Source organism: Nitrosopumilus cobalaminigenes (assembly GCF_013407145.1).
Classification (GTDB): domain Archaea; phylum Thermoproteota; class Nitrososphaeria; order Nitrososphaerales; family Nitrosopumilaceae; genus Nitrosopumilus; species Nitrosopumilus cobalaminigenes.
Window position 1 is genome coordinate 1,243,647 of the sequence record NZ_CP026993.1, and the last position, 12,834, is coordinate 1,256,480.

Consider the following 12,834-nt stretch of genomic DNA (forward strand, 5'->3'; position numbering starts at 1 on the left):
GATTCTGGTACCTTTTTTAAAGGTGATTTAGGATCAACTAGTCATGTATTCTGTAGTTTTAACAGAATTGGGAATCTCAGTTTTCAATGATGGAAAACTTGACAAAGCATTTCCTTTCTCAAATGCTGTTAAAGAGTATCTTTTAGTAAAAAACAAAGAATCAAAATTAAACGAGCTTGTGAATTATCTAGCAGGTACTCAAAGAGGATTTGCTGTTAGTGATGAATCATTACTTGCAATTCTAAAAAAATTCTCTATTGATTGTCATCTTATGGAATCTTCAGAATTAGATACAATTCAAGCTACAAAACCTCAAATTATTGTTGATTCAGGTTTTGCGTCAAACTTACAAGATACACTTGGAAAATTAAGAGAGTTCGCTCTAGGATTATCATCTTCAAAAGTTACAGAAGTTTCACAAAGTCCAGATTTGCATATTATTCAAGCAATTAATTCACTTGATGAAATTGACAAAATTGCTAATGGATTAAGTTCCAGACTTAGAGAATGGTATGGATTACATTTTCCAGAATTAGACAACATTATTGATAGTATTAACGGATATGCACAAATTGTAATGGCAGGAAAAAGAGAATCACTAACTAAACAAATTTTTGAAGAAGCAGGTTTTCCTGAATCAAAAGTTGAAATGCTATCATTGATTTCATCAAAAAGTAGAGGGGGAGATATTTCAGATATCAATTTAGCAATTGTTCAGTCAATTGCAAAACAAGTTTTAGACTTTCATGAATTACGTAAACAACTCGAAGAACATGTTGAAGCAGAAATGCAAGAAATTGCACCAAATCTATCAGCAATTCTTGGAACTGCAGTAGGTGCAAGGATTTTAGGAAGAGCTGGAAGTCTCAAAAAAATGGCATCACTTCCTGCTAGTACAATACAAGTTCTAGGAGCTGAAAAAGCATTATTTAGATCATTGAAGACAGGCTCTCAACCACCAAAACACGGATTGTTATTCCAACATGCAATGGTTCATGCAGCCCCAAGATGGCAAAGAGGGAAAATTGCACGTGCAGTAGCTGCAAAGGCAGTCATCGCTGCAAGAGTCGATGTTTATGGAGAAGGACTAAACCAAACTTTACTTGAAAAACTCAACATCAGAGTTGATGAAATAGGTAAGAAATATGAGAATCCTACTGAAAAAGACATGAGACCACCTCCATCATTTAGAAGAGAAGGTGGATTTGGAGACAAACCAAGAAGAGGTGGAGATAGAAGAAGAGGTGACCGCAGAGAAGGTGGAGATAGAAGAAGAGGTGACCGCAGAGAAGGTGGAGATAGAAGAAGAGGTGACCGCAGAGAAGGTGGAGATAGAAGAGAAGGTGGCTATAGAGATAATCCAAGAAGAGAAGGTGGAGATAGAAGAGAAGGTGGCTATAGAGATAATCCAAGAAGAGAAGGTGGAGATAGAAGAGAAGGTGGCTATAGAGATAATCCAAGAAGAGAAGGTGGAGATAGAAGAGAAGGTGGCTATAGAGATAATCCAAGAAGAGAAGATCAAAATTCAAATAAAAAGAGAAAGAAGTTTGGAAGAAGATAATCAGTCATTTTTTTGGATTAAATCAGAAGGCCAAAACAAACTAGCCACAGAAAATATGGTTCCAGGAAATCAAGTTTACAAAGAAAAATTAATTATTAAAAAAAATATTGAATACAGGTTATGGGATCCATTTAGAAGCAAATTAGCTGCTGCAGTTATGAATGATCTTGATTATTTTCCTTTTGAGAATAAAAGTACAGTTCTGTATTTAGGAGCATCTACAGGAACCACAGTAAGTCACATTTCAGATATTGTAGGACCAAGTGGAATAGTTTACGGAGTAGAACATGCAAGTAGAGTCGCAAGGGATTTTTTAGATAGAGTTGCAACATATAGAAAAAATATTGTTCCAATTCTACAAGATGCAAGAAAACCAAAAGAGTATTTTTCAGTGTTTGGAAAAGTAGATGTTGTGTATGTAGATATTGCACAACCAGATCAAACACAAATTGCAATTGATAACTGTGAGATGTTTCTAAAAAAAGGAGGATACTTCTTTTTAGTAATCAAAACTAGAAGTATTGATGTTACCAAAGCTCCAAAAAGAATTGTTGAAGAAGAAATAGAAAAATTAAAACCAAGATTTGATGTTTTGCAGACAATTGATCTACATCCTTATGATAAAGATCATGCAATGGTAGTTTCAAAATATAATCATTAGTTATTTTCAATTATTCTTTGGACAGGTTTCCAACTTTTACGCACAAAATTAGGCATTTCATGATTTTTTTTATAGTATTTCGTAACAAATTTCACAGTTACAGAGTCAGACGGATACCCACTACCCAAATTGTGATCTTTTTTCAATTTTGTAATGGCTCGATCTCTAGTAACCTTAGCAAGAATAGATGCTGCAGAGACTACAACAAATCTACTATCTGCACGATGGTAGGATTTAATCTTGTGGTTATCAGACAGTTTAGAAATTTCTTTTCCAAATCTAGTTGGATTGACATCACATGAATCAACATATGAAACATCAGGATTTAATTTTGAAACAACTTTTGCCATATATTTTGCCTCCAAACCATTTAGACAATGTTTTTTTACACTAGCATCAATTGACCTTGGTGAAATTTTTGCAATATAGTAATCATCTACAATTTCAATGATTTTTTTGTATAGATGTTCACGTAATTTAGGAGTGAGTTTTTTGGAGTCTTTAACACCCAATGCATTCAGTTTTTTTAAATTTTTTTTGTCTAATGAAATTCCAGCTATTATCATTGGTCCCAACATAGGACCACGCCCTGCATCATCGATACCACAAATTTGCACGAATTGTCTCGTAAAACACAAGTATTAAACCGTTATACGTTTAGAAAAATTGAAACCCAATTGGAATTTCCAGATGATATTTTTCAAGAAATAATTGAAGGGAAAACAAAACTTCTAGTCCCTAAAAAATCAATTACAGATAAAGTTCCTCCAATGAAACCAGCATTTTTTAATCCAAAAGCAAAACTAAACAGAGATTTTTCCATAATTGCATACTCTGCATTTCTCAACAAGTTTGAAGGCCCAAAAATTTTCTTAGAAAGTATGTCAGGAGTGGGTTCAAGAGGATTGCGTGTTGCAAATGAATTAGAAGTTGAAAAGATTGTAATCAATGATCTTAATCCATCTGCTCTAAAAATGGCAGAATATTCTGCTAACCTAAATCAGACAAAAAATGTAGAATTTTCTGAAAAAGAAGTATGTAGATTTTTTAGTAATTATTCAAAAAAAGGAGAACGAGGCTCAATTGTAGATATAGATCCTTTTGGTTCGCCTGCAGCATTTTTTGATTGTGGTATTAGAGCAACTATGCATGGTGGCATACTCTCAGTTGCAGCCACAGATCTTCAAGTGTTAAATGGCCTCTTTCAATCAGCATGTAAAAGAAAGTATGGAGGAGTACCAGTTAGAACTGAATACGGAAATGAAATTGCAATTAGGTTGATTTTAGGATCACTTAGAGCAGTGGCAGGAAGATTAGGAGTTACTGTCATTCCCATGTTTGTAGAAAGTGAAATGCATTACTATAGAACATATGTCAAAGTTCTCAATAGACCAGATCAGCAAGAGAATTTAGGATATATTTTACACTGTAAAAATTGTGGTCATAGAAAAATTTCTCTCGAACAAGAACAAGAATGTGAATTATGTAAATTAAAAATCAGCATAGCAGGACCATTATGGATTGGAAATATTTTCAATAAAGAATTTGTTCAAAATATGTTAGATGAAAATCCTAAATTAGAGACAGATAAAAATTGTGAAAAAATACTTCTAAAATGCTTAGAAGAATCTGAAATGCCTGGCACTTATTTTACAATAGATGAAATTGCATCCATTATGAAATCATCTCCACCAAAATTAGAAAAAGCAGTTTCAAGTTTAAAAGAGAATGGATTTCTATCTAGTGTTACAGCATTTAATCCCACAGGATTTAGAACTAATGCAAACGTAAATGAAATAATTGGAATTTTTAAAACTATCCAGTAAAACCTAAACAAACAAGATATAGTTCACTACTTTGTTTTCTACTGGCATCAGGTTTTGTAAGATTGATTCGAGCAAATTTTTTCTTGATATAATCTCTAAATTCCATGGAAAATTCACCATCAAAAACTTTGAAGACAGCATTTCCTTTGTGTGCCAAAACTTTATCCATGATTTTTGAGCAATCATAATTTAGCGAAATTTGTTTAGCATGATCAACTGACCAATTTCCACTTACTTTCGGAGAAAGATCACATATTACAGCATTAACTTTACGCCCAAAATATGATAATACTTCATCAACAACATGTTCGTCTTCAATATTTTCTCGGACAATGTGGGCTCCAGGAATTTCTTCGACATATGACAAATCAATTCCCATAACTTTGCCTTGATTTCCAACTAATTTCATAGCCATTTGAGTCCAACCTCCAGGAGCACATCCAAGATCCAGCACATTAAAACCAGGACCGATGAGACGATATGATTTGTTTAATTCTTGTAGTTTGAAAGCAGCTCTACTTCGATATCCTTGTTCGTGAGCTAGTCTACGATAATGATCCTTACGTGCATCTGCTAATTTCATTTAGCCTTCACAGGTTTTTTTAATTCAGCAATTACCCAGTCCTCAATGAATTGACAGTTTCTTGGACTAATCTCACCTTCAAGAGAACATTTCTGTTCTACAGGACAAACTAAACAGGGTGCATTTTCAATTGATTGTGTACTGATTGGAGTTTTCTTTAAAATTAACTTGTAAGTCCAACGATTGTTTTCAAGAAGTTTTTCTCTTGTAATGGTACCCATTCTTTCAAGTTTTAATGCCAATCTAGAACCAATTTGATTTGTAAGCTTTAGCTTTTTCCATAATTCTCCTTGGAACATTCCATCAGATTCTTTTTCTGCTAAAATATCACAGACTTTGTTTGTCAATCTTTCCATGTCAACTTTTTCAATTTGGAAGTTTTCAATTTCTTCATCGGTGAGTTGCTCTTCTAATTCTTCCTCAAGAGTTAATTCCTCTATTCTTTTTGCCTCTTCTAATTCTTTTTTAGTTAATTTTTTTACTTTAACAGGTTTCTCCACTACTTTCTTTGCTGTTTTCTTTGCAGGTTTAGCTTCTGCTTTCTTTGCTGTTTTCTTTGCAGGTTTCTTTGCAGGTTTCTTTGCAGGTTTAGCTTCTGCTTTCTTTGCTGTTTTCTTTGCAGGTTTAGCTTCTCCTTTCTTTGCTGTTTTCTTTGCAGGTTTATCTTCTCCTTTCTTTGCTGTTTTCTTTGCAGGTTTAGCTTCTGCTTTCTTTGCAGATGAAGAATCTAATACCTTCTTTTTCTTTTTTAATTCATCCAGATCAGCTTTAATTTTTTCAGCTTCTTCAATTAGAGTATCTTTTTTCTTTGCCATTAAATCACCATATTTTTTAAATTCAATTTCTTATTTATCAATCAATATTTCATTCCTATTTAACAGTAAATGTTCCTTTAGTAGAGATATTCTTTAGTTGTTTTGAGACCATTTCTGCAACTATATCATATGAGCCGGGAGTATCTATAATTTCAGAGAATTGATCATCAATAGGAATAATTGAATTACCAGATTCAAAGCATTGTTCTAAAAATCCTCCCTGTGTAACTGGAATATCCTTTCCGGCAGGGAATATAGTCACATAAAGATCCCCACAACCAAATGAAGAATCATTAACCTGCACTTGAATTTTAACAGGTGTAGAAGTAGTATATTCTCCTGCTAATCCAATAATTTCAATGGGAGAATTAGAAGTATTATGAGATGTGCTAGTTTCAAAATTGGCAGAGGGCATCATATTCAACTCTCTACCAGGTTTTTGAAGAATGTCAGCCAATACTGCACCACCGAAGATTAATGATAAAACTACAGGTAAAACAAATACAAATAAAACTCGTTTACTAGCCATTTTGTTTTAAGATCTAGATTTCCCTTATATCTATTTAGCAAAATTTCTCAAGTCAAGATCAATTTGACGAATGAGTTAAATCGTAGCCAACTAAATATCGCTAGATGCGACTTAGAAAATTTAGAGCTAGAGCATATCGTTGCATACATGATTCTGGCGAAATTACCGTTGGGGATTTAGCAGCTTTTGTGGGAAGAAATGAAAGTGGAAAAACCACGATTCTTCAAGCATTAACCCTATTGAATAGAGACGAACAAGTCTCAGAATTAGATCTTTGTGACGAAATGAATGAGGAATTAAAAGAAGAGATAAGATTAGCAGAAGGAGAATTTGAGCTCAGTCAACATGAAATCAGCATAATCAAAGAAAGGTTTCCAGGATTACCTGAAATTAAAAAAATTAGATTATTTAGAACTAATCAAAATCCAAATGTACAGTATGAATTTGAAGATATCGAACTTAGTGAAGAGGAGAGTAAAGGACTAAATTCCTGGGAGAATTTTTCAAGACAGATTTTTGGATTTTTAGATACCATTCCAAATCATTTACGAATACAAATTGATACTAAATTCTTTGAAGAAGATGTTCCAAAAAATCAAGAAACATTTGATAGTGGAATGGCTGAATTTAGTAACCAATTTCACGTCATTGCCATACAAGAACCCAAAGTTATTGAAGAGTGGGAAAAAATCTATGAAAGTCCTGAAAACCAATTCTCAAATCTTCTAAGTGGTGAAAGTGAAAAATCCGCATTGATGAATTTCATTGCCGCAGAATTACATCCAAGATTCGTTTATTTTTCAGACTACAAGAAAATTTATGGCAATATCAATCTAAATGAATATCTCAGAGAAGAAAAAGGAGAACGACAAGACTCTATAGAATTTGTTGAAGAATTTGATAAAGCAGAGACAGTAAGAAATCTATTCTACCTAGCAGAGCTAGATATCAAAGAATTAGATGAAGTTAAAGAAAGTCCTTCAAAATGTATCAAACTTCTAAATGCTGCAAGTAACAGATTGACAAAGAGATTAAATCCTGCATGGAAAGGAGATCCCATTCATGTTGACTTGAGATATAATCCTGGAAATATTATGAGTGTTGTAATTTCAGACGTTCATAAAGATGGAACAATTACAAACACAGGATTACTAAATAGAAGAGCAGAAGGTTTCAAGTGGACATTTTCTTTTATTGTAAACTTTGCAGCTGAAACACAAAGGGCAGAATTAAAAGAAGCAATATTACTATTAGATGAGCCTGCAAGAAATCTTCATCCAACTCAACAAATGGGAATTTCAGATTTGTTGAAAAATTTAGCTGGATCAAATCAAGTTTTGTATGCAACACACTCCCCATTTATGATATTTGATTATACTCCAGGTAACTTGCTTGTAGTTGAATTAGACAAGAGAAAACATCTTAGTAGAATATTTTATGATTATTGGAATGCAGATGATAAAACATTAACGCCAATTTTGTATGGATTATGTAGAGGACAAGTAGAATCCATTGTAGATAGAGAAATTGGAACAAATTCTAGACCAATTATCATAGTTGAGACAATGTCTGATGCCATGTATCTTAATGCATTTGACAAATTTTTACAAGATCCTAATATTTCCATGAACCCTCTAAACGTAATTGCGGCATACAACAAAAACTCTGTATTACCTTTGGCCATATTTTATAGAAATCACGGATATAGAACGTTTGTTCTGCTAGATAATTCTGAAGAATCAAAGCAAATCTCTGCCCAACTTGTTTCAAATGAGTTTTCATCTATTCAGACTATTTTCTTTGAAAGAGAAGGAAAGAAACTTGAATCAATTGAAGACTATATAGCCTTGGAGGACTATTTACATCCAGTTAACCAAACTTATGAAATCAAACTCAGACAAGAAGGATTCTCAAATCTAACTCCACAAGATGTGGCATCAAAAGAAGGTAATGGAATTTTAGCAAAATTGAAGAAAATTTGGCAAGAACATAGAGATGACGATTGGGAAGAATTTGACAATGAAGAAATTACCAGATACATTTGTGAGAAAATTACACTAGAAGAGGCAAGCTTCCTTTCAGATAAGACAAAAGATCAATTTAGAACATTATACAGACTAATTGCTGAACGAATCAGACAATATCAAAACGTAGTAACAAAACCAGACTTGGACAAGTTCCAAAAGGCCAAGCCTTAAGATTTAAGAAGTTTGCTCATGAAGAACACTAAACTAAGAAATAGAAAAACGGGGAAAATTCTTTAAGGTTTAAGTGAGAGAAATTGGGTTTGACATACATGAATAAATCCTCTACCAGAGGAATTTTCCTTTCAATTGCATTTTTATTTTCTATCACATTACTAGCATTTCCATCAAATGTATACGGTGAAGAAGTATCAGTTTCAAGTATTGCATTAGAAGAAACCTCAGTATTAGAATTAAAAAATGATTCAAATGAAGAAGTTAATACATTAAGAATTTGGTTAGGAAGTGATTTTAATTTTAAATCATTTAAAACTGAAAAAGGATGGACAGGAGAGAAAAATTCTCAAGGAGTAATTATCTTTACATCATCTGAATCAATCAAACCAGGTGAATCAGTAAAATTCGGTGTGAAAACGGATAAACCAAATCCAGGAATTAATTGGAAAGCATTAGATAAAAAAGATACTCAAGTTGATACTGGAATAACAATAGCAAAAGGATTACCAACAGTTGTTAAAAATTCAGAACCAAGTCAAACATCAGAGAATACTGGTGAAAGTATGACAGAAGATTCAATTTTTAGAATTGTTCCAGAAAAACCAAATGTAGGTTCATCAATTAGAGTGACAGGAGATAATTTTGGTTCTTCCCAAGAATTTGATTTTTACATTGATACAAAAAAACTAGGTAGTTTCACAACCGATAACAATGGTCATTTTATGACTACTATGAAAATTCCTGATGATCAAAAAGCAGATAGAGTAGATTTTAAAGTTAAAGACAAAGAAGGTGAAGAAAAGAAACTTAGTCTCAGAATAGGAGAGGTAGATAATAGAATTCCAGAATCACAAAATATTCCACTTACAATTAAAGGCATTCCAGATATTGTGTATAGAGGAGACTTTTTAGAAATCTTTGGAACTGGTGAACCAGGAAGTGCAATCACTGCAGATATCAACACACCTGAAGGAAATGTCATTAACACTAGAACTGCAGAAGTAGATAGTAAAGGAGATTGGAAGTTAGATGAACCAGTCATCGTAGCATTAGACTCACCATTTGGAAAATATAGTGCAACAATTTCTGATGGCAGAGACAGTAAATTGATTTATTGGACAATTGAATCAGATAAAAAAATCATCATTGCCCCAACTAGTTTAAAATTTGAACCAGGTGAAATAATGAAATTTAATGGAACTGCTTTACCAAATATTCCAATAGAATTAGTATTAGAAGATCCTCTTGGGAAAGAAGTAGTTTCAGACATTCTTCAAATAGATGAATCAGGAAATGTGTACTATGAATATCAGACTACTCAAATTACACCTGAAGGTACCTATACTTTAGTTGCATCTCAAGAAAAAGACAAAGAGTTTATTTTTGCAGGAGTAGGACAATTACCTACAATTCCAGTCAACTTAGAATTTGACAAACTAAATTACAAAGCAGGAGATACTGCAATCATTTCGTTATCAGGCAAAGCATCTGAAATTATTAGTTTGTTAATTATTAATCCATCAGACAAACCAACAGGAGACGCAGTATCAATTACTTTACAACCTGATGGAAGAGGAACCCATTCATTAAATCTTGATGGATTTGCTTCTGGCGTATATACAGCAGTTATCAGTAAAGGCAGTACTCAAAGTACTGAAATTTTCACTGTAGGTCTAGTGACAGGTTCAGGAGATATTGATATCAATACTACAAAAATTGAATACCATCCAGGAGATTCAATACTAATTTTAGGTGATACAGGAGATAACGTACTTCTAACCATCACATTAACAGATCCAGATGGAAATGAGATTAAAACAAAAGAAACATTTTCAGATAAAAATGGAAAAATCTCAGAGGGATCATTTAGAATTCCATCTGATGGAAAATCAGGTGTTTGGAATATCAATGCAAAAAGCGGATCAAACTTTGACAATGTTGAAATCGATGTAGTTACAACAGTTTCTGAAGGAATGGTTGTATCTGTAGAACAGGGGGCAAACATACCAGGGTTAGGAGATACAATAATCATCAAAGTCTTTGGTGCAGAACAAAATGTCACGATTGAAATTGTATCTGACGAGGGAGAAATCATTGGAAGTCTCGAAGGAATCATAACAAGTGCAGGCATTATAGACCAACTATGGGCAATTCCTGCTGAAACAGAACCCGGAACATATACTATCATAGTAACAAATCCATCTGATTCAGCAGAAACTACTTATGAATTACAATAAGTTCAAACAATTTTATTTCACCTAAATTTTTGAAGATTATGAATTTAAAAGACAAAATAGTAGATTATCCTAATTTTCCTAAAAAAGGGATTTTATTTAGAGACTTTAGTCCAATTTTGAAAGACCCTTCTGCATTATCATATGTGGCAGATGAATTTTCAAAGATTTTCCATACAAAAGATATAGATGTATTTGCAGGAATTGAGTCAAGAGGATTCATTCTAGCCTCAATTTTGGCTTCAAGATACAACAAAGGAATGATTATGATTAGAAAAGCAGGAAAACTACCTGGAAAAACTTCAAAATTAGCATACACTATAGAATATGGAAAAGACACCATTGAGATACAAAAAGACATCATCAAAGAAGGAGAAAGAGTTCTAATTTGCGATGATTTACTTGCTACAGGAGGAACAGCAAAGGCTTCTGCAAAACTAATTGAAAAGGTTGGAGGGAATATTGTTGGTTTTGCATTCATTATTGAATTAGTAGATCTTAATGGAATTAAGGGAATCAGTAAATACAACTGTAAATCATTGGTGAAATACTAATGGAAAAAGATGTTGAAATAGGAATTTTTGGAGGTACTGGAATTTACGATTCAGGTTTACTTGAAAATGCCCAAGAAATTGACATAGATACACCATATGGAAAACCTTCAGATACAATTACAGTAGGAGTTTTCAAAGGACGAAAAATAGCTTTTCTACCAAGACACGGTAAAAAACATACAATTCCACCTCACAAAATAAATTTCAAAGCAAATATTTGGGCATTCAAAGAATTAGGAGTTACAAGAATTATTGCACCTTCAGCTGTTGGAAGTCTAAAAGAAGAATTAGAACCTGGACACTTTGCTTTACCAACACAATTCATAGATTTTACAAAATCAAGAGATGGGACATTTTCAGATAATGGTAGAGTTATTCATATTTCAGTAGCTGATCCATTTTGTCCAGAATTACAATCATCAATTCTTCAAGTAACTGATAACCAAGATCTCAATATGCATAAAGATTGCACCTATGTTTGTATAGAAGGTCCACGATTTTCAACAAAAGCTGAATCAAAATTCTATAGAACAACAGGAGCAGACATTATTGGAATGACATTAGTTCCAGAATGTCAATTAGCAAGAGAAGCACAGATGTGTTACGCTTCAATTTCAACTGTTACAGACTATGATGTTTGGGCAGACAAACCAGTGACTGCTAAAGAAGTTATTGAAACACTTTCAAAAAATGTAGAAAAAACAAAAAAAGTTTTAACAGAATTAATTGATAAAATTCCTACAACAAGAAGTTGTTCTTGTGCAAAGGCATTAGAAGAAGCAGAATTTTAGTCATCTACAAAGGATTCTTTTTTGAGTCCTTCTGGAAGAGTCAAATCACCTTGCAATAGATTTCTCTGAAGTAAATCTATTACTTCATCGACATTATATCCTAATTTTTCTAATTCTTTTTCAGTAGTTTGAGAAAGTTTTGCACCAATGTTTTGGCCACCTATTCTACCAAAGGCAATAGCGGTAAAACGAAATTCATTTTCATCAATTATAAAATTACCAGTAATTTTTGCAGCCATTTGGCTTCCATGAATATTATTAATGTGAACTTTAAGATCCATTATAGAGATTAAATTTCTACAGCTTTGTTAACATTGTCATCAACTAGGAAACTCCAATGTTGATCATCTTCAATTTTAAAGTCGTTAACCTTTAGAGGAATAACTTTTTCATCCATACACTCGTGTTTGATTTCCCCATTTTCTTTTAATTTTACTAATTTCCATTTGTATTTTCCTTGTTGCAATTTACATACTGAAACTCCCCATTTTGCATCAGGATCAATTTTTGGCATTCCAACTAAATCTGCAAGCTCTTCAATTCCAAGTTGTTTTTCTTCACAGAATTTTTTCTTACAAACACCACATCTCCAAACATCAACAGATCCTATGGTTCTTTCATCAATGTTGATGTTTATTACACCAAAATAGACGGGCTGATGTTTACAGGTCTCAGTATCTATGCTCAATGTTGTTCACCCAGTTTTAGTATTATTTAGTTCTTGCATCATCATAGGGTTTTTCCAAGATCACACCAATATTATCAACAATTTTGTTTCGTTTAAATTCAATATTTTCTCTTTCACACATTTTTCTATACATGTTAACTGCAGTAAACCTAGGATGCATAGCCTCAAATTCAGTTGGACTAATATCAATAAAGGCCCCAAGAGACATCAGATCTTTGGATGCCTTTTTAGCATCATCAATTGAAAGATGTAATTTTTCAGCAATTTTTTCAGATGACATTTTTCCATTACATGTTACTAACAAATAGATTCTTGCTTGAATTTGATCTAAATGTATTTCAGATACAAGATCATTTTCAATTTCTAAATAAGACATTATTTTTTAATTAAA

Annotated in this window: 14 protein-coding genes; 7 read left to right on the forward strand and 7 right to left on the reverse strand. The window is 32.8% G+C overall.

The features are described from left to right. Nucleotides 1-43: 43 nt before the first annotated feature. A complete protein-coding gene (locus tag C5F47_RS07650) occupies nt 44-1,561 on the forward strand; it encodes an NOP5/NOP56 family protein (RefSeq protein ID WP_179360498.1) in 1,518 nt (505 codons plus the stop codon). Further along, nucleotides 1,548-2,222, forward strand: coding sequence for a fibrillarin-like rRNA/tRNA 2'-O-methyltransferase (locus tag C5F47_RS07655; protein ID WP_179360499.1), 675 nt, complete (start codon nt 1,548-1,550; stop codon nt 2,220-2,222). The genes C5F47_RS07650 and C5F47_RS07655 overlap by 14 nt, the downstream gene beginning before the upstream one ends. Here the strand turns inward: C5F47_RS07655 and rnhB are convergent. Continuing rightward, nucleotides 2,219-2,839 (reverse strand): ribonuclease HII, encoded by a 621-nt coding sequence (gene rnhB / locus C5F47_RS07660; RefSeq protein ID WP_179360500.1) that lies wholly within the window; start codon nt 2,837-2,839, stop codon nt 2,219-2,221. The two genes, C5F47_RS07655 and rnhB, sit on opposite strands and share 4 nt — an antisense overlap. Before the next feature lie 60 nt (nt 2,840-2,899). Between rnhB and C5F47_RS07665 the strand changes: the two genes are divergently transcribed. Further along, nucleotides 2,900-4,048: a tRNA (guanine-N1)-methyltransferase gene (locus C5F47_RS07665; RefSeq protein WP_179360501.1), complete on the forward strand. Its 1,149-nt coding sequence runs from the start codon at nt 2,900-2,902 to the stop codon at nt 4,046-4,048. On the opposite strand, the gene C5F47_RS07670 is transcribed toward C5F47_RS07665, so the two are convergent. The 3 genes from C5F47_RS07670 to C5F47_RS07680 are packed head-to-tail and all read right to left on the reverse strand — an operon-like array spanning nt 4,038 to nt 5,975. Continuing rightward, a complete protein-coding gene (locus C5F47_RS07670) occupies nt 4,038-4,631 on the reverse strand; it encodes an RlmE family RNA methyltransferase (protein WP_179360502.1) in 594 nt (197 codons plus the stop codon). The genes C5F47_RS07665 and C5F47_RS07670 overlap by 11 nt on opposite strands. Next, nucleotides 4,628-5,446, reverse strand: coding sequence for an RPC34 RNA polymerase subunit family protein (locus C5F47_RS07675; protein WP_179360503.1), 819 nt, complete (start codon nt 5,444-5,446; stop codon nt 4,628-4,630). The genes C5F47_RS07670 and C5F47_RS07675 overlap by 4 nt, the downstream gene beginning before the upstream one ends. A gap of 55 nt (nt 5,447-5,501) precedes the next feature. Beyond that, a complete protein-coding gene (locus C5F47_RS07680; RefSeq protein ID WP_179360504.1) occupies nt 5,502-5,975 on the reverse strand; it encodes a hypothetical protein in 474 nt (157 codons plus the stop codon). A 104-nt stretch (nt 5,976-6,079) separates the two neighbouring features. On the opposite strand from C5F47_RS07680, the gene C5F47_RS07685 reads away from it, so the two are divergent. The 4 genes from C5F47_RS07685 (at nt 6,080) to C5F47_RS07700 (ending at nt 11,755) form a co-directional block, all read left to right on the forward strand. Continuing rightward, complete coding sequence (locus C5F47_RS07685) at nt 6,080-8,173, forward strand: AAA family ATPase (protein WP_179360505.1); 2,094 nt, start codon at nt 6,080-6,082, stop codon at nt 8,171-8,173. Between the two features lie 98 nt (nt 8,174-8,271). Next, nucleotides 8,272-10,413 carry a biofilm-associated protein gene (locus C5F47_RS07690; protein WP_179360506.1) on the forward strand — a complete coding sequence of 714 codons (2,142 nt, stop codon included), beginning with the start codon at nt 8,272-8,274 and terminating at the stop codon, nt 10,411-10,413. Nucleotides 10,414-10,451: 38 nt separating this feature from the next. Then, on the forward strand, nt 10,452-10,964 hold the full coding sequence (locus C5F47_RS07695; protein WP_179360507.1) for an adenine phosphoribosyltransferase: 513 nt from the start codon (nt 10,452-10,454) through the stop codon (nt 10,962-10,964). Beyond that, on the forward strand, nt 10,964-11,755 hold the full coding sequence (locus C5F47_RS07700) for an S-methyl-5'-thioadenosine phosphorylase (protein WP_179360508.1): 792 nt from the start codon (nt 10,964-10,966) through the stop codon (nt 11,753-11,755). The genes C5F47_RS07695 and C5F47_RS07700 overlap by 1 nt, the downstream gene beginning before the upstream one ends. Here the strand turns inward: C5F47_RS07700 and C5F47_RS07705 are convergent. Genes C5F47_RS07705 through C5F47_RS07715 form a run of 3 tightly spaced genes read right to left on the reverse strand, consistent with a single transcriptional unit; the run spans nt 11,752 to nt 12,819 of the window. Further along, on the reverse strand, nt 11,752-12,036 hold the full coding sequence (locus C5F47_RS07705; protein WP_179360509.1) for a hypothetical protein: 285 nt from the start codon (nt 12,034-12,036) through the stop codon (nt 11,752-11,754). The genes C5F47_RS07700 and C5F47_RS07705 overlap by 4 nt on opposite strands. Before the next feature lie 8 nt (nt 12,037-12,044). Further along, nucleotides 12,045-12,443 (reverse strand): hypothetical protein, encoded by a 399-nt coding sequence (locus C5F47_RS07710; protein ID WP_179360510.1) that lies wholly within the window; start codon nt 12,441-12,443, stop codon nt 12,045-12,047. 22 nt (nt 12,444-12,465) lie between these two features. After that, entirely contained in the window at nt 12,466-12,819 is a 354-nt protein-coding gene (locus C5F47_RS07715; protein ID WP_179360511.1) for a hypothetical protein, read from the reverse strand. Between the last annotated feature and the right edge of the window lie 15 nt (nt 12,820-12,834).